The following is a 17,959-nucleotide window of genomic DNA, read 5'->3' as shown; positions in this document are numbered from 1 at the left end:
GTGCAACATGTATGTGATTAGGCAGTAAAATAATCAATTATGACCAAGGATAAAATCAAAAAATTACTGAATAAGTATGCCCAAGGCACTTGTACGGTCGAAGAACGGCAACTGCTCGAGCTGTGGTTTGAGCAACAGGAGATCAAAGATCGACATCCCCTTAGTGCGCCTGATAAAATCAGACTTTGGCAGCAAATAGAAGCTAAAACAGAGCGTGCACCTACTGTGACGATTATCAAGCCCATATATTATCGGTGGGTCGCAGCAGCCGTAATTGTGATATCGCTCGCTATAAGCACTTATTTCGTATCCCAACGAAATAATGCTATAGATTTATCATCCGAATTGGTGAGCACAGATATTTTCCCTGGAGAAAACAAAGCTGTATTGACCTTAAGCGATGGTCGTCAAATCGCGTTGACAGACAACCATTCGGAAACGACCAAGGACCAAGGTATTTCAATCACGAAAACGACAGAGGGCCTACTACAGTATAGAATAGACCCCAACTTGGCTGTAGGCAAGGGATATAATACCATTACGACTCCCCGGGGTGGGCAATACGAGATTGTCCTTCCTGATGGCTCCCAAGTAACCTTAAATGCTGAATCCTCCTTACGCTTTGCAGTAGATATGCACCATCAAACCAAGCGTATTGTAGAACTGAAAGGGGAAGGATATTTTGACGTCGCTAAAGATACCAAACGACCTTTTGTCGTCAAATCAGAACAACAGGAAATCCAAGTATTAGGAACTGTTTTTAATGTCAATACCTACCATGCCGCACGCAACCTGACAACGCTGTTAGAAGGATCGGTACTCATCAATCAGAAACAAAGATTGCGCCCTGGGCAGCAGGCCCATGTTGAGGGAAACCATGTGAGTGTCAAGAATGTGGATGTCAATGATTTTGTGGACTGGAAAAATAATGCCTTTATTTTCAGAAATGAGCGCTTGGAATCCATAATGGAACGTGTCGGTAGATGGTACAATGTAGACTATACGTTTGAGAACATGGATACTCGAAACATCACCTTTAATGGCGAGATATCTCGATATGCAAAGGTTGAAGATGTCTTAAATCTTTTAAAGGTGACTTCTAAGGTAAAATTTGATATTCAAGATCGAATCATAACTATAAAATAATAAATAACCAAAAAGACCCTTCGGGGCAGCAATAACTTTATAAACTCAACAATATCAATTAAAATCCAAAAGTAGAATTATGTGGTTTAAATCATTTAAAATGATACGAACTGTAGGCATCTCTATGCTTATGCTTCAGATTTCCATATCAGCTGCGGGTCAAGGGAGTATTACGTTGCGCAAACAACGTATCAAGGCCATTGATCTCATCAGGGAAATCAAAAAACAAACGGGGTATAATGTACTGTATTCCAACCAAATGCTTAATGACAATCGCCTTTTGAATGTCGATTTCAAAGACGCAAGTCTGCATGAGGTGATGAAGGCATTGTTACAGGATCAAAACTTATCTTATGACCAGAAAGACAACACCCTGCTCATAACGTCTTTGCCAGCAAAAGAAACGCAGACGACTGCTGAGATGCCAACAAAAGCGACGCAACAAGCGGTCAAGGGACTCATTGTTGATGGAACGGGCAAACCACTTTTGGGTGCAAGTGTCTTGCTGAAAGGGACAAACAAAGGGACTAAATCGAACGCAGAAGGCATCTTTACAATCAACGATGTAAAACCAGGGGACATCCTTTCAATACGTTATGTAGGGTATGTATCGCAAGAAATAGTCGTTGAAAATGTAAACAAAGAAATTCAAATTCAACTGCTCCAGGAAGAAGCCTCAATTGATGAGGTGGTCGTAACAGCCTTGGGCATTAAACGGTCAGAAAAAGCGCTAAGTTATCATGTGCAACAAGTGAAGGGTGATGATCTGACGCAGGTAAGAGATGCCAACATGATTAATTCCCTCACTGGCAAAATTGCGGGGGTAACGATTAATAGTAGTTCGGGAGGCATTGGGGGAGCCGCTAAGGTTGTGATGCGCGGAGCCAAAACCATCGAGCAGGACAACAATGTACTCTATGTCATCGACGGTATTCCTATGTTTAATAAAAAATCCACGGAAGGCTCTGAGTTCGCTTCCACGGGCACATCAGAAGGTATTGCCGACCTTAATCCCGATGACATCGAGTCAATGTCAGTATTGACCGGTGCGGCGGCAGCGGCTTTGTACGGATCGGATGCAGCGAATGGAGCTATTATTGTGAATACCCGTAAAGGTATCGCCGGCAAGACATCGTTAACCTTAACACAAAACACACAGTTTAACAACGCGTTTGTCATGCCTTCTTTCCAAAATCGATATGGTACTGGATCGGGGCTGGCCTCAGGTGTCAATGACAAAAGCTGGGGAGCTCCGCTAACGGATGTTAACAATTATCACTACTCACCATCCAAAGATTACCTGCAAACCGGAATAGTGTCTACTGAGGGAATTTCATTTTCTACCGGGACGGATAAAAACCAAACCTATGCATCGGCGGGCGCTGTCAATGCTACTGGTATCGTACCCAACAACAAATACGATCGATACAACTTTACCTTCCGCAATACGTCCAAATTCTTAGATGATAAATTGACTTTGGATGCTGGATTAAACTATATCAAGCAACGCGATTTGAATATGACGAATCAGGGAATATATTCTAATCCGTTGACTACAGCTTATTTATTCCCACGTGGTGATGACTGGGATGCCATACGTATGTACGAAAGATATAATGTGTCACGCAAAATATATGAACAATACTGGCCACAGGGATTGAACGAGGTGGTAGGTCAAAACCCATATTGGATTAACTATCGTAACTTAAGAGAGACGAACAAAGACCGCTACATGATAAATGCTAGCTTAAATTATCAAGTGAATAATTGGTTGAGCTTATCAGCTCGTGGCCGTATGGATAATACGACAGGTCGATTTACAGAAAAACTATATGCTAGCACAAATACCACTATCACTGAGGGTTCGAGAAATGGATTTTTCGGTTTAGATGAGCAAAAGTCCAATCAATACTATGGAGATGTGATGGCCAATATCAACAGGTCGTTCAATGATTTTACACTACAGGCCAATCTAGGCGGTATAATCTTACATGACAAAACAGGTTCGCTACCAATCAGAGGACCAATTATGGAAAATGGCTTGACCAACAAATTTGACATTACCCAGATTGACGATCGGAAGAAAACACCGATGATCGATAGAAGCCGAGAGTCTCAATCGCTCTTTGCGAGTGTAGAATTGGGTTATAAGAATACCTATTTTGTGACGGCAACTGGTCGAAATGATTGGCATTCCAATTTGGCTGGACCAAAGTCTACCCAATCCTCCTTCTTCTATCCTTCGATAGGTGGTACAGCAGTACTATCGCAGATTGTAGATATGTCTAATGTATTTCAATATTTAAAGGTTCGGTCTTCGTACGCATCTGTAGGAAGACCTTTCCCTGAATTTCTAGCAAATCCTGTATATGAGTGGGATGTTGCCACACAACAATATAAGGCCTTATCGAATTACCCTATCACTAATTTAAAACCAGAGCGTACCAACTCGGCGGAAGTGGGATTGAATGCCAAATTCTTGAACGGATTTAACCTGGACCTGACCTTGTACCATGCAACTACGCTCAATCAAACATTTAACCCTCAACTCTCTGTCTCATCCGGGTATAACCGCCTGTATGTACAGACGGGTAAAGTAGTCAATAGGGGTATCGAAATTGGATTGGGTTATGAAAAGAAATGGGCTGATTTTCAATGGAATTCCAACTATACCCTCACTGTGAATAGGAATGAAATAAAAGAGTTGGTAAGGGACTATGTACATCCTGAAACCGGCGCGGTCATCAATAAAAATCGTTTAGACGTAGGTGGACTTTCACAAGCTAGATTTATCCTCAAAGAAGGAGGTACACTAGGAGACCTGTACTCTTTGTCTGATTTGCTACGTGACGACAATGGACAAGTGTATGTGACACCAGATGGAAAAGTAGTGAATAATAACAATGTGGGCGACATCTACTTAGGTAGTATATTCCCAAAATCTAATATGGCTTGGAGAAATGGCTTCCAATACAAAAACTGGATGGCTGACTTTACGATTGCAGCTCGTTTTGGTGGAGTGGTTTATTCAGCGACGCAGGCGTACATGGACTACTACGGTGTCTCGGAGGCTTCGGCTCAAGCGCGTGACAATGGTGGCTTTATTGTGAATGGCACAGACCAAGTGAATGCGGAAGCCTACTATAATGTAGTAGGAATCAACTCAGGTATTCCGCAATTCTACACTTATAGTGCGACCAATGTACGGTTGCAGGAAGCAACGATTGGATACACATTCCCAAAATCATTCTTCGGAAATAAAGCTGCCCTGAGCTTAAACTTAGTGGGCCGTAATCTATTGATGATTTACAACAAAGCACCATTTGATCCAGAATCTACGGCGAGTACAGGCAATTACTATCAAGGTATAGACTACTTTATGACGCCAAGTACCCGCAATCTAGGTTTTAATGTTCGTCTTAAATTTTAAACTAATTATGAAACTATATAAGATTTTATTTTGGGGAGCGATGCTGTCGTCAATGACACACTTATCCTGTACCAAAAACTTCGACAAATACAACACAGATCCTGCAGGCGCAACTCCTGAGGAGGTGGAACGCGACGCATATGTGCTATCTTCAGCAATGATTGGTCTACAAGCATGGGTAGTGCCTTTAGATGTAAATGCAAACCAATTTATCGAATGCTTGTTAGGTGGCTCCATGGGCGGTTATTTGGCTGATTCAAACAATGGGTTCAACGGTAAGAACTTTGCTACGTATAATCCTGAAAATGGTTGGGCGCGGGTACCATTTAATGATATACTGCCCAAACTATTTGTACAGACCAAGACTATTAGACAAGTGTCTCAAGATGTGTCAGTACATGCTGTAGCTGACATCATCAAAGTGATGGCGGCCTCTAGAGTGACGGATATATACGGTCCCATTCCCTATTCCAAAGTCGGTGAAAATGGTGCTTTGGAAGCTCCATATGACTCCCAAGAACAAGTGTATGACTTAATGTTTACACAATTGGACGCTGCAATCAACGTACTTACAGAGCGTAGAACACAAAATTTCTCGAGTAAGGCAGACTTGGTATATGGCGGCAATGTATTGCAATGGATTAAACTTGCCAACTCTCTAAAATTGCGCTTGGCCATCCATATTTCAGATGTAGACCCTACAAAGGGTCGTCAAAAAGCTGAAGAAGCAGTAAACCATGAAGTGGGTGTAATCCGTAGCAATTCGGACAATGCTTTTATAAAGCCCATCAACAGAAATCCATTCCGTATCATCATGTATGAATACAATAACGGAGATTCTCGTGTATCTGCCGATATCACTTCCTATATGAACGGTTACGTCGATCCTCGTAGGGCGAAGTATTTTACACCTTCTACATTTACAGGAACGATAACAAATGGTTACTATGGCATTCGTTCAGGAATACAAATCCCAAGTGGAAATACCCCGAAAGAGTACACCAACATGAATGTAGCAGAAAGTGATAAACTGTTGTGGTTTAATGCCGCAGAAACTTCCTTTCTTCAGGCCGAGGGGGCTTTGAAGGGATGGAATATGGCTGGTGCCAATGCAGAGGCCCTTTATAACCAAGGAATACGTTTATCTTTTGAACAATGGAATGTAAATGGTGCAGACGATTATTTAAATAACAGCACCAACAGACCTGCGGCATATGTGGATCCACTAGGTACATTTTCATATGCTGGTGTACCAAGTGCCATCACAATCAAATGGCAAGAGGCCGGTACGACTTCACAAAAACTGGAACGTATCATTACCCAAAAATGGATTGCCAACTTTCCGCTAGGAATTGAGGCTTGGACGGAATACCGCCGTACTGGATATCCTAAATTAATGGAGGTAATGGTCAATAATAGTGGTGGCCGCGTGGATAGCAAACGTATGGCGAGACGCTTACCGTATCCACAGGAAGAGTATACCGAAAATGGCAAGAATGTCACGGATGCAGTAACTAATTTATTGAAAGGTGCCGATAATATGGGTACAGATCTATGGTGGGTCAAAAAGTAATATTTGAATTATGAATTTAGTAGTTTTCAAGATAAAGAAATACAGCATGGCCCTACTGCTTGGAGCAGTACTGGCAAGTGTAACAGCGTGTAATGAATGGACGGAGGCGGAGCCTTTGGAGATATCAAGCCAAGATATGGAACAACAAAATCCGAAACTCTATGCAAAATATCTAGAAGACCTTCGTGCCTTTAAAAGGAATCCTCATAAAATAAACATGGGTTGGTTCAATAACAGTAGGAAGGAACTTGTAAGCCAAGGCGACCATTTTTCGAAAGTGCCCGACAGCTTGGATTTCGTTGTTTTAGAATCTCCGATAGCCTTGGTGGACAGAGAGACCAGCGAGATGAAGAACCTTTTGGAGAAAAAGGGTACCAAAGTCATCTTTGAAATTGATTTTAACAGTATTAAGACCGCCTTTGTCAAAAAAGAAGATAAAACGCTGATATTGGATGATTTCGTAAAAGATACAATCAATACCATTCTTACTGCGGCAGACAAGTACCCTTACCAAGGACTGATTGTATCTTATCAGGGGAAAGAGCTGTTACATTTGACAGCCGCTGAAAAAATGCAGGTAGAGGCAGAGGAAAACCTCTTCTTTGGACTTGTAAGTCCTTGGTTCGAAAAAAATGTAGACAAAACATCATTTTTCAAAGGAAACCCTCAATACCTAATCGGCAAAAACATCCTGCAAGAAGTGAATTACATTATTTTACCAACCGAAAATGCAGTAGATGCTGGAGGACTGGGCTACGCATTATTATCCGCAACCACGAACGATGTACCCGTAGACAAATATATAGTCTTAGCCAGCATGACATCCTATAAAGCCGACGAGGCCAAACTGGGTTATTTTGCAGACGGTACACGTGCAGCTATAGCTACGGCACGATGGGCTGCATCTTTGCAAAATGGCCTACGGATACAGGGAGTGGGCTATAAAAACCTTTCCTACGACTACTTCAATGTATTAAAAAGTTATCAATATAGTAGGGAAGCGATTCAAATTACAAATCCGGCAATAAAAGTAAAATAAGAGACCATGAGAAAGAAACATTTTTATTCCTTAGGGTTCATGGTAGCGTTGTTGACCCTACTTGTATCCTGCAAAAGCGAGGAGACCTTCGATAATAAAGTCTACATTTCGACAGGAAAATTGGAGCGGATTATCAATAAACCGTCCGTTACTATGGAGCAATTTGATATTAAAGTAGCTATGGCTAACCTCGAATCGGCTCCTGTGGAAGTCAATCTCGGTGTTGACCCTTCAAAACTGGAGGTATACACCAAAATTTACAATGAAAAAGTAGAGATACTACCCTCCGAATTTTATACAATATCCAACAATAAAGTTCAAATAAGTCAGGGATCGGTAGAGTCTGCACCCGTGACGGTAACGTTTGATAAAATCAACAGTCTTGATAGAGAAAAAATCTTCGTGCTCCCAATATCGCTTACGGGAGGAAGTATATCCATATTAGAGAGTGAAAAAACAGTATTCTATGTCATTAAAGGCGGGGCTTTGATAGATGTTGTCGCGGATATCGAAGATAACTACCTACACATCGATCAATGGAAAACTCCAGCACCTGTCAATAACTTATCAAAATTTACCTTAGAGGCTTTGATCCAGGTTCGCAATTACGACCGCATGATCAGTACGATTATGGGAATCGAGGGTAGATTCTTGATTCGTCTAGGCGATGCAAACTTCCCTCCAAACCAGATTCAAGTAGCTACATCTGCTGGAAACATGCCTGGTTCTGATGCTGCTACTAAAGGATTACCGACCAATCAATGGGTACATGTCGCAGTAGCTTTTAATGGTCAGGACAAGAAGATTCGTGTATATGTAAATGGTAAACTACAATCAGAAGCAAACACGACTTTATCCACAGTGAGCTTTGGTGTAAATGGGCCGAATGGATTCTACATTGGTAGATCATATGAGGATGCACGTTTCTTAGCAGGTGATATTTCGGAATGTCGTATTTGGAATGTCGAACGAACTGCGGAGGAAATTGCCAGCAATCCTTACGAAGTAAGTCCTACTGCCGACGGTCTGGTCGCTTACTGGAAATGTAATGAAGGTAGTGGCAGTGTGGTCAAGGATCATACAGCCAATGGCAATGATCTGACAGCGAAAAAAGCCGTGAAATGGACACCGGTATCACTGCCTGCAAAATAATAGACGATAAATTATAAACATATGAAATATCCATGTAGCACAGACTGCACAAACACGAATGAATATAGTGTGGATATTTCATGTGACTGTTGAAAATCAAACCGAGTGTAACGAACTCATGTAATAATTATACACACATGAAATATTTAGCAAAGAAATACAGTCTTCTACTTTGGGGACTGGTCACAATATTCTCCATGATAGCCCTGCAATCTTGCAAGGATGATGCTATCACCGTCAAATCAATAGACGAGTCAAGATATGAAGTAAATGCAGAATCTATTGGGTATTTAGCCGGGGTAGATGGTAGAATGGATAACTCTACTTTGGAGTTTCGTAGTGAAGGAACATACGATGTACTGCTGCAGCTTTCCAAACCCAATACACAAGGTGTGAAGGGAGCCGTCATATACAATGAGGAGGTCCTCAACGCATATAACCAAAAGAATGGAACTACTTTCAAACCTTTTCCGAAAACTTTGGTGACTTTTTCGGGCAATGGTCAGGTAGAAGTGAAAGCCAATGCAGTGTCTTCTGACCCCGTACATGTGTCTGTGAAGACAGGTGCTGAGGTAGACGCAAAAGAAACGTATGTCATCCCCTTAAGTACAACGCTACTAGTGGGTGGAGTACTCTCCAAATCTAGCGACTTGCTACTTTTTGTAAATGACTTAACAAAAATACCATCAACAGACAAAAGTACTGGAATCAAGATTATCAGTTGTATGGAGGTGAATGATACCAACCCGTTGAATAATTTGAGCTTGAAGCTAAAGAATAGTGATAAATATCTCATCGATATGGTCATCTTGTTTTCTTCGAATATCAACTATGATGCTGCTACAGGTAAGGTGAAAGTAACACATAATCCAAATGTGACACACCTATTGGCCAATCGTGCTAAATATATTAAACCTTTGCAGGATAAGGGCATGAAAGTAATCTTGAGTATATTGGGGAACCACGACCGTTCGGGAGTAGCCAATCTTTCTGATGCTGCGGCTAAGATTTTTGCCCAAGAGATTAAGGCCGTGTGTGATGCCTATAATTTGGATGGGGTATTTTTTGACGATGAGTATTCTTCCTATCAGAATCCTGTTCCTCCAGGGTTTGTATCGCCGTCCAATAAAGCAGCAGCCCGACTCGTATATGAAACAAAAATGGCCATGCCCAACAAGCTAACAATGGTATATGTGTATTCCAGAACGAATAATTTTGGTGGTACAAGTGCTATTGCAGAAGCGCCTGCTGGACAGTATGTAGACTATGCACTGCATGATTATGGAGGTAGCTTTGATTTATCTACCCGCTATCCAGGTCTTCCCAAATCTCGTTGGGGAATGTCTTCGGCCGAGTACGCACTAGGTAGGTTGCCCTCAGCAACGGCTTTAAACAATCTTCGAACAGGGGGATTTGGGGCACACATGATTTTTGCATTTGACCCAAACAGGAGCAACTTCGAATGGCTTCAAACACCTGCATTACAAAATGTCGCTAAAATACTGTTTGACGATGAGCTGGTAATCGATCGAAGCCAAATCTATAGCAAAGATTGGTAAATCAAAAACTTTATTTATTTAGGTAATAGTTAGGCTGTCATTCTTCGGGATGGCAGCCCTTTATATAAGATTTCCCAAAAGTCCCTCTCCCACTCCCTTCCCCATTTACGATGGCATTAGATATTAGAAACCTTAGGAATATTTTTACAAGTATGGTATCTAAGATACCTATTCATTTATTACATTTTTCCAAAAAATATAATCTGTTACAAGTGGTTCTATTCCAATTTGTCTAAAATCAGTTGCTATCTGCCCCCTATGATAGGTCGAATGATTGATAACATGAAACAAAATATCACAAATCCTATTTTCAAAGGGCTGTCCCTTCATGGTTTGATATGACACCATATTCTGTAGGTCCAAGTTGCTCAAGATATATCCCGTATTTCGAAAGTTTTCAGCGTCTATCTCACTGAGGAGGGATTCAGAATGAACATCCCAAATATTGTATTGGATAGCGTTCCCCAACAGCCTCGAGTTCCAGATGTGATGAGCATTCAGTATATGACAAAATAATCGCATAGACTTTGAATCACCTAAAGTTGAATTCTTAACAAAGATTGCTGACAACTGTTGATTATAATAATGGGAATAATCAAACAACGGCCTAAAAAATATTGCATCCATAGTACATACTTTTGTTTTCAAGCAAAAAAGATGAAATCATCCGATATTTATAGCGTTTTTGGATATAACATCTTATACCTAATATCCCTCTTCATCCATCGCTGGGTAATTAAATCTCATTTGTAAATATAATTAAATGCACCCAATCGATTGATGTCATTTGATATTTAAAAATTCGAAAAATCTATTAAGTTTGTATTACATCCAATTAATGAGCATCATCGAGACAGTAAGGAATCGACTTTACTTCCTATGATATTTCAGAAATGAAGATAAGAAAGAGTATTTATCTGGCATAAATAATAGCAAATACTGACCTAAAACAAGATTCAAAAATGGGAATAAGATTTTTATTGATACCTATTCTGTGCTCACTCTTGCATAACATCAACTACGCGCAAGAAAAATCGACAAAGATACGTTTAGGAGTAATAGCCGATCCACAATATGCAGACAAAGATAGTAAAGGTAGTCGTTTCTATCGTAACTCTCTTTTAAAACTAGACACGGCTTCGGAGGTCCTAAATAATGGGAAAGTTGATTTTACGATCGTACTCGGTGATTTGGTTGATGTGGGAACAAAAGATCTTGAACCGGTACGACGACGACTTGCAAGACTGCATTCACCAGTATACAATATGTTGGGCAACCACGACTTCGTCGATACTAAAGACGGCACTCAACTATACAAGGAGTTGGGCATGCAAGCCCCCTACTACGTTGTTGAGAAAGGCAATTGGACTTTTATTTTACTCAATACAAATGAACTATCCGAATATGCAACTAAGCTAGGTTCATCTGAACAGGAGGCGTGGAAAAATATGAACGACGGTCTAACATCGGAAAAAAGGAAGAATGCGCAACCTTGGAATGGAGGTGTAGGAAATAAACAACTCCAATGGATGGAAAAAAAAATAAAAGAGGCGCAAAAAAAATCGAAAGATGTCATCATATTTACGCATCACCCTTTATTTCCCGAGAACGGATTGGAAACTTTGAACAACAGGGAAATTCTATCCATAATTACCAAATATACCAATATCCGCGCTGTAATATCGGGACATCATCACGAGGGCAATTTTGGAACTTATAAAGGGATTCCTATGGTTACATTGGAAGGTATGATTGAAACGGATAAGACAAATTCCTACGGTACTATAGACCTATATTCCAAGAGAATTGTGCTTACTGGTTACGGAAGAATGACATCGAGAGTATTTGAATTCTGAAATTATTCCTAAAGAGGAATATGGCAATCTTTTACATCAACCCTGTTGTAGTAATATGAAGGGAAGACAAGCGTAGATAGAACATCATAGGGTTTGCATTTCAATATAAAAAAATAGAGCTATTGGGTGAAAAAACAGATTAGGACACGAACTCAGTTATCGAGCGTCAAACGCCATATATCCAAAGGGCTCTGTTTGAAACGGGCACTTAGACGGCCGTTTGACTTGAAGGCTACCGTACTGACGTCTATTGCTGCAATCTGACTTCTGAGCTGGTAAGCATCATCAATTATTTCACCAACTTGTATGGAAGGTTTAAACCGTACATAGTGCCCGACTGGAATCCAACCTTGCGAAATTGTATACTGTACATCCTCACACGCTAATTCTTGGAGCAATTTGGATAGGAACGCAGCTTTAGGTCCAGCATTGGGCAGACCAACTGTATAAACTCCTGCACCATCTTTTTTATAGCCAGCGCGGACGAGAATCCCAAGAATATAAGAACGTTTTTGCTGTTCAGTAATAATCATATCGGATTTTATTGTGCCAGCATACACGGTGTCTCCAGCCAATGAATAATTACCAGAAGGCTTATACTCAAAAAAACGATCTATCTCTTGTGAGAGTTTTGGAGAAAATAGTACGATTCCTTTTGGAGCAAAATTATTCTCTATATAAAGGTCTGGATATTGAGTTTTAAAAAGGTCCTGCATAAAGAAAGTATTTTTGAGTTCCTCTTTATAGAAGATGTCAACCTTTTGATAACTACGCTGCCCACGGGCAGGTACAAAACTGCGATCATACCCCATATACTCATCGAGCGTCCCTAAAAGAAAATTAAGCTTGTCGTACTTATCTACATTGAATTGTGCATGCATAGGAACACAGAGGCACACAAACTGTATGATGATAAATAGGTATTTGAATAGAGTCGCCATAGGGGATAATATTAAGTTAATAATGATAACTACACTCGTGAATAGCCTGCGTTAAATATACGTAATTTTTTTAATAACACAGACGATGGAAATTGCTACACCCCTGAAAATCTATTACATTATTCACTGCGTTTTACGTTCCCGTTTTCCCTAGACTCTTGATAGGCCTATTTTTTTTCTAACTGTTACTGGAGCCGGTGCTCCTCATCTACTATGATATCCGCTTTACACCCGAAATAAAAGTCAATTTGCAAAATAATTGTCCTCCCTCTTGACATAGGGTTGTCACAGGTACATCTTAAATTTGATTACACAAATAAAAGCACAGAAATCATGAAACAAGTATATCCTTGGGTATTTTTTATATTCCTACTTCAACCATTCACAGCCCAGTCGCAAATACGGACAAAAACAAATAGAACTATGAACAATCAAATTATTAAAACGTTTAATGTAATCGGAATTTCAACCAGGACGACCAATGATAATGGAAAATCCGCAAAAGATATCGAGGCATTATGGAGTAAGTTCTGGAGCGAAGAGATTCAAAAACAAATTCCAAATGCCATAAGTGAAGAAATTTACGCCGTATATACCGATTACGAGACCGACTTTACCGGGCCTTATACTACCATCATTGGTCTTCCAGTTCATACATTGGAGAACATTCCCGACGGAATGATTGGGTTAACAATCGAAACAGCAACGTACCAGAAATTTGTTTCAAAAGGTAAAATGCCGGAAGCTGTTTTCAATACTTGGTTAGAAATATGGCAAAATACCAACTTAAATCGAGCCTATAAGGCAGATTTTACAGTTCATGGAAAGAAATATTACGACGGAGATCAAGCGGAGGTCGAGACTTTTATATCTGTGAAAGAATAACACCTTCTATTTGGCGCAAAAGTGAGCAGATAATAGGGAGGGAATTTGCCCACTTTTGTGTTACTGACATACGACAAATGGGAAGTAGAGGAAGATTGGATTGCACTTGATCAAAGAGCTATACCCATAAACTTATGGACTCCTTAGCTCCATCCAGTGGTCACAACCATATTTATTTTTGAAAGAACCCATTTACTTATTCTAAGAATTAATGCCAGTATACCCATCAACAAACACAACGGGAAATAATAAAGGGTATGCATCCCCAAAAAAGGGGTGTCTTGTACTTTTCGAAAAAGACTTAGTAGATTACTAAAACTTGTATTTGAACTAGGTATTACCTAGGTTTGCCTGCACAAAAGCACACTTAACACAAACAGGACATGCTAATTTCTCATGTGATTTTCAACGGAAAGCTAATTCCAGAGAGCGAAGCCCAATTATCCATTAATGACCTAGCGATTGTACGTGGATACGGCATTTTCGATTATTTTAAAACTGTTGCGGGTGTCCCAATTTTTTTGGAAGACAACTTAAATCGTTTTCAACAATCGGCCAATTTGATGGACCTGCCAGTTAACTACTCCCAAACGGAACTCAAAAGTCTAATCGACACATTGATGCGGGCCAACGCCATGCCTGATTCGGGCATTAAACTACTATTAACGGGAGGATACAGCGCAGATGGGTACAGTATCTCCGAACCGAATTTAATTATCAGCCAGCACCCGCTGAAACGCAACATCACCTTAGAGCGAGAAGGCTTAAAATTATTACCATTTGACTATCACCGCCCTTTCAGTCAGGTCAAATCGATTGATTATGTCATGGGGATACATGCGCTAAAAGCAGCGAAATCACAAGGTGCCGATGATGTGGTGTATGTACAAGATGGGTTAATCTCCGAATGTCCACGCGCCAACTTCTTTTTGATAAGTCCAGAGGGCAAACTGCTTTCTCCGGCCGATGACGTCTTACAAGGTATCACCCGTAAAAAGATTCTAGAGCTGGCGTCTACTGAAATAGATGTGGAAGTCCGGGATATCAATTTACAGGATTTGAAATGTGCATCAGAAGCATTTATCAGCTCTACTACCAAAAATATAACACCTGTGACATCCGTATTGGGATATAAGGAATTTGCCCCACAGGCAGGACCTATTACTAAACGTTTGCAACGACTTTTGCAAAATTTGATTTACAAAAATGGATAGTGTTAAAAGCCCAAACTGTGATAGCGTCCTTAACATTATCAGTTTCTTCAGCAAGAACTTAAGATATGCAGATAAGCCGCACTATTGTGAGCTACCTAGGCAATCAATTGGAAAGCCTTACTTAAGGTAATCCAAACAGAAAAAAGGAACACTTGGGGTATCGCCAAGTGCTCCCTTGAAGCTAATGAAACAGTCAACTACTTCGTTACATTGACTAAAATCTCATCACACAAGATATTGGCGGCAACATCTTGGTTAGCTACCACCTTAATATAGCGCGCTTCCATATCGAAACTGTCGGCCAAAGCGATATCAATCCAACAGTCATGACGATCATTCTTTGAAGCATGCATGACCACAGTTTTGACCTTTTCAAAAGTTTTCCCATTTGTCGAAACGTAAAAATCCACAGTATTAGGCAAAGCGATATTCGAAGGACGATATTGTAAAAATCTAGCAGCCAACGATCGTAGGGAGACCTGTTTCTTTAAATCAAGGACAAGGCTCATTTTTCCATTCTCAAAACCTACCCATTGGCTCTGTCTATAATCTTCCTGTCCAAGTCGAGAATCCGTCAAGCTACCGCTATTGTAGGTCTGGGAAGGCTTTGTTTCGTAAGTCACTCTAGCCCCTACTCCCTCGTGCTGCACGTCTCCTTTGAACGTCCTTTCCAGTAAAGGCCAACGTCCCTTACCTTGCTGCCATTCCGTAAAGTCAACGAATGACTGAGCCGACTCAATTGGTTGCCCGATAGGCATACTAGACTTGACATCGTCTATAATCCCATAGACCGAAAAGCTAATAACCTGCTCAGCTCCAGCCATGGAAGCGCCTACAATTTGGGATAAATATCGCGGGAAGGCTGCTGGAATCAAGGCGGATTCACGAGAGTTGTCCTCGCGCTCCCATGTGAAAGATTCAACATTGGACCAAAATTGAATCCCAGTCTCTTTATGTATCTGCCCTAGTTTTTTAAAATTGGCTTTCATCCTTGGTATAGGCATGGGTTCACGTACACATCCGATCTCATCCTGATAAGCAATAATGTCTACTTTCAATTTTTTAATCTGTTCTGCAAACTTTGGATTGTCGATATCCGCATGGCAAATACCATAAGGGGATATCATAATTTTCTTATTGGGTGTCAAACTACGAGCCGTGATTGCCATTGCATTGGCAGCTTCAATAGCTTGCTCTGGAAGAATGGGTTCCATGCTATCTTCAACTGGTAGATACCAACCGTAAAAGGACTTATACTTACCAAAAAGCGTCGCCGTCTCTTGCATGATCTGCTGTTGGAGCATCTTGATCTTAGGGTCGCGAATATTGTCATCTTGATCGATAGCCCATCCGCAGCTCATGAATACGTGCATATTGTGCTTATCCGCAGCTTCCATAATCGCCTCAACAGGGCTCTGTTGCCCCTCTGGATAGGCTGGTGACATAAATTGAGATGGATAAAAAGATTTCTGATCGTTGGCCACCGCCATAATGACAATATAAGAAAGTCCCATTTGGGCGTATTCTGCCATCTTTGTTTTCCAAAACTCGGGTCTCATATAATCTACATGAGCCGGATTCATATACTTGTTCCGTACGTCCTGGTAAGGAAGATTAATCCAGCTTCCCTTCAACGGCTTTACGGTCTGTGCCTGAATCTGACTACTGAACAGGCCGAGCAATAACATAAGGAAGGAAAAGCATGTTTTACGAGAATATAATTTCATATATATTAGGGATTTGTTTTAAAATTTGTGTTCGCAATATACAACCCATATCACAGGTTATAAAGAATCGCATTTTGAAATTGATTAATTAAGATAAAACCAACCTAATCCCTTTTCGGTATAGACCATTTTCCAGTGGTCTCCCTGTGTCTGCACCAGCGCTAATGGTACTACCGCCTCAGCTAAGACCTCCGCTTGTAGGGATGCATCTTTATAAAGTTTACGGGGCGTACGATCGGACAGATTTTCCTTAAGCCATATTCCATCTTTTTTGGAAAAAGCGTATTCATAGGCCGTGTTGGTATAGTAACCTGATTTCAAAGAGAAATCAAAAAAGCGTAACCACCACTCTGGGAATCTTTTTGCAACCTTAGGATCACTATATCCCAAGGAAACTATGTCTGCCTGAATACTTAAGGCAACCTTAGGATTGGCTGCTTGTATAGCTTTGGTCAAGGCCGCATATTCTTTAAGATAGTCGTACGGCAATTGGGGATCCAACCAATCTTGTGCCGATGTCTGCAAGACCATGATATCCGGCTGCACATCCTTCACCAACTGAATCATGTCCAAGCCGAAATGTTCTCGGATCTCACCCATTGTGCCGTTGCGTACACCCATACCCCATGCCGCATACAATACATCTGGCGCCACTTCCTTGACCGCAGCTTTTATCCTTTTATTGAATTGGAGAATGGCATCAACCCTAAAGTCTACCCATTTGTTGTAAAGTGTGATATCTTTTCGAATAAAATCAAAGGATAAAGTCGCTGAATTGCTGCCTACATATTTTTCTGTGAATTTTTTACGAGCAAAAAGGCTTATGTCTCCGTAAAAACCATTTCCGGCTAGCGTCTTCCATTCTGGAAAGTAGCTTTCTGCAAATTCAACCCCTTCTATTTCATAATTCTGAAGAATCTGCTTTACCCTATTGACTTGCCAATCTACAAATTCGGGGCGATGAAAAGAGTAAAAACTAATGCCCTGACTTGGATAGGGTGTCAAAAACTCCATGTGCCATTCTTTTGGCAGTGTAGATGTACCGTATATACAATTTCCCAGCAACATAATCCAAATACCAATTCCCTCCTTTTTTAAAGCGGTAAGATATTCGGGACGTAGCAGTTGGTCATTTTTGCTACCATCCCAAAAACCAGCGATAAAAAAATGAACAGATTTGATATTTGCCATCTTCAAATCGGCAATCAATCTTTCTGGCGAAATCTCCTGTTGATAGAGTACACTTGGATCGATTTGAATAGAGTTACCTTTTATTTTCTTCAATTGGTCAGTTTCGACAAAAACTTGATTTGTGTGATCGTCATCACCCTCTCCCCCTGGCTTGTCTTTGGGGCTAGGTGGGGAGGTCTTACAACCGCATAGAACAATAAGGTAAAGACAAGCTAATATTTTTAATAATCCAATTCGCATAATCTA

Annotated in this window: 13 protein-coding genes; 9 read left to right on the top strand and 4 right to left on the bottom strand. The window is 40.7% G+C overall.

Annotation, left to right across the window (positions count from 1 at the left end):
- Nucleotides 1–39 precede the first annotated feature (39 nt).
- The 6 genes from OQ289_RS06640 to OQ289_RS06615 all read left to right on the top strand — a co-directional run bounded on the left by OQ289_RS06640 (nucleotide 40) and on the right by OQ289_RS06615 (nucleotide 9,899).
- A complete protein-coding gene (locus OQ289_RS06640; protein ID WP_270089951.1) occupies nucleotides 40–1,146 on the top strand; it encodes a FecR family protein in 1,107 nt (368 codons plus the stop codon).
- A gap of 100 nt (nucleotides 1,147–1,246) precedes the next feature.
- The gene (locus OQ289_RS06635) at nucleotides 1,247–4,576 is read left to right on the top strand and encodes a SusC/RagA family TonB-linked outer membrane protein (RefSeq protein WP_270089950.1); all 3,330 of its coding nucleotides are present in this window, start codon (nucleotides 1,247–1,249) and stop codon (nucleotides 4,574–4,576) included.
- A gap of 7 nt (nucleotides 4,577–4,583) precedes the next feature.
- Nucleotides 4,584–6,149 carry a RagB/SusD family nutrient uptake outer membrane protein gene (locus OQ289_RS06630; protein ID WP_033565353.1) on the top strand — a complete coding sequence of 522 codons (1,566 nt, stop codon included), beginning with the start codon at nucleotides 4,584–4,586 and terminating at the stop codon, nucleotides 6,147–6,149.
- A gap of 10 nt (nucleotides 6,150–6,159) precedes the next feature.
- Nucleotides 6,160–7,188 (top strand): glycoside hydrolase family 18, encoded by a 1,029-nt coding sequence (locus OQ289_RS06625; RefSeq protein WP_270089949.1) that lies wholly within the window; start codon nucleotides 6,160–6,162, stop codon nucleotides 7,186–7,188.
- A 6-nt stretch (nucleotides 7,189–7,194) separates the two neighbouring features.
- On the top strand, nucleotides 7,195–8,340 hold the full coding sequence (locus OQ289_RS06620; RefSeq protein ID WP_270089948.1) for a DUF1735 and LamG domain-containing protein: 1,146 nt from the start codon (nucleotides 7,195–7,197) through the stop codon (nucleotides 8,338–8,340).
- A 137-nt stretch (nucleotides 8,341–8,477) separates the two neighbouring features.
- Nucleotides 8,478–9,899: a BT_3987 domain-containing protein gene (locus OQ289_RS06615; RefSeq protein WP_270089947.1), complete on the top strand. Its 1,422-nt coding sequence runs from the start codon at nucleotides 8,478–8,480 to the stop codon at nucleotides 9,897–9,899.
- Between the two features lie 168 nt (nucleotides 9,900–10,067).
- Here the strand turns inward: OQ289_RS06615 and OQ289_RS06610 are convergent, their stop codons facing one another.
- Nucleotides 10,068–10,526 (bottom strand): DinB family protein, encoded by a 459-nt coding sequence (locus tag OQ289_RS06610; RefSeq protein ID WP_270089946.1) that lies wholly within the window; start codon nucleotides 10,524–10,526, stop codon nucleotides 10,068–10,070.
- Between the two features lie 335 nt (nucleotides 10,527–10,861).
- On the opposite strand from OQ289_RS06610, the gene OQ289_RS06605 reads away from it, so the two are divergent.
- The gene (locus OQ289_RS06605) at nucleotides 10,862–11,755 is read left to right on the top strand and encodes a metallophosphoesterase (protein ID WP_270089945.1); all 894 of its coding nucleotides are present in this window, start codon (nucleotides 10,862–10,864) and stop codon (nucleotides 11,753–11,755) included.
- A 152-nt stretch (nucleotides 11,756–11,907) separates the two neighbouring features.
- Here the strand turns inward: OQ289_RS06605 and OQ289_RS06600 are convergent, their stop codons facing one another.
- On the bottom strand, nucleotides 11,908–12,696 hold the full coding sequence (locus tag OQ289_RS06600; RefSeq protein WP_270089944.1) for a hypothetical protein: 789 nt from the start codon (nucleotides 12,694–12,696) through the stop codon (nucleotides 11,908–11,910).
- Between the two features lie 423 nt (nucleotides 12,697–13,119).
- Between OQ289_RS06600 and OQ289_RS06595 the strand changes: the two genes are divergently transcribed.
- Entirely contained in the window at nucleotides 13,120–13,581 is a 462-nt protein-coding gene (locus OQ289_RS06595) for a GyrI-like domain-containing protein (protein ID WP_270089943.1), read from the top strand.
- 383 nt (nucleotides 13,582–13,964) lie between these two features.
- Nucleotides 13,965–14,795, top strand: a complete 831-nt coding sequence (locus OQ289_RS06590) for an aminotransferase class IV (RefSeq protein ID WP_270089942.1) — start codon at nucleotides 13,965–13,967, stop codon at nucleotides 14,793–14,795.
- A 197-nt stretch (nucleotides 14,796–14,992) separates the two neighbouring features.
- Here the strand turns inward: OQ289_RS06590 and OQ289_RS06585 are convergent, their stop codons facing one another.
- A complete protein-coding gene (locus OQ289_RS06585) occupies nucleotides 14,993–16,522 on the bottom strand; it encodes a DUF4434 domain-containing protein (RefSeq protein WP_270089941.1) in 1,530 nt (509 codons plus the stop codon).
- 84 nt (nucleotides 16,523–16,606) lie between these two features.
- Nucleotides 16,607–17,953: a hypothetical protein gene (locus tag OQ289_RS06580; protein ID WP_270089940.1), complete on the bottom strand. Its 1,347-nt coding sequence runs from the start codon at nucleotides 17,951–17,953 to the stop codon at nucleotides 16,607–16,609.
- Between the last annotated feature and the right edge of the window lie 6 nt (nucleotides 17,954–17,959).

The organism is Sphingobacterium sp. SYP-B4668 (genome assembly GCF_027627455.1).
Lineage (GTDB): Bacteria > Bacteroidota > Bacteroidia > Sphingobacteriales > Sphingobacteriaceae > Sphingobacterium.
The sequence above is the reverse complement of the archived record's forward strand: the minus strand, read 5'-3'. Positions and strand labels throughout refer to the sequence as shown.

Bases quoted from the DNA above. Each gene is read 5' to 3' on its own strand.
- OQ289_RS06620 (WP_270089948.1), top strand. From the start codon at position 7,195: ATGAGAAAGAAACATTTTTATTCCTTAGGGTTCATGGTAGCGTTGTTG.
- OQ289_RS06640 (WP_270089951.1), top strand. From the start codon at position 40: ATGACCAAGGATAAAATCAAAAAATTACTGAATAAGTATGCCCAAGGC.
- OQ289_RS06605 (WP_270089945.1), top strand. From the start codon at position 10,862: ATGGGAATAAGATTTTTATTGATACCTATTCTGTGCTCACTCTTGCAT.
- OQ289_RS06600 (WP_270089944.1), bottom strand. From the start codon at position 12,696: ATGGCGACTCTATTCAAATACCTATTTATCATCATACAGTTTGTGTGC.
- OQ289_RS06615 (WP_270089947.1), top strand. From the start codon at position 8,478: ATGAAATATTTAGCAAAGAAATACAGTCTTCTACTTTGGGGACTGGTC.
- OQ289_RS06635 (WP_270089950.1), top strand. From the start codon at position 1,247: ATGATACGAACTGTAGGCATCTCTATGCTTATGCTTCAGATTTCCATA.
- OQ289_RS06625 (WP_270089949.1), top strand. From the start codon at position 6,160: ATGAATTTAGTAGTTTTCAAGATAAAGAAATACAGCATGGCCCTACTG.
- OQ289_RS06595 (WP_270089943.1), top strand. From the start codon at position 13,120: ATGAACAATCAAATTATTAAAACGTTTAATGTAATCGGAATTTCAACC.
- OQ289_RS06580 (WP_270089940.1), bottom strand. From the start codon at position 17,953: ATGCGAATTGGATTATTAAAAATATTAGCTTGTCTTTACCTTATTGTT.
- OQ289_RS06610 (WP_270089946.1), bottom strand. From the start codon at position 10,526: ATGGATGCAATATTTTTTAGGCCGTTGTTTGATTATTCCCATTATTAT.
- OQ289_RS06590 (WP_270089942.1), top strand. From the start codon at position 13,965: ATGCTAATTTCTCATGTGATTTTCAACGGAAAGCTAATTCCAGAGAGC.
- OQ289_RS06630 (WP_033565353.1), top strand. From the start codon at position 4,584: ATGAAACTATATAAGATTTTATTTTGGGGAGCGATGCTGTCGTCAATG.
- OQ289_RS06585 (WP_270089941.1), bottom strand. From the start codon at position 16,522: ATGAAATTATATTCTCGTAAAACATGCTTTTCCTTCCTTATGTTATTG.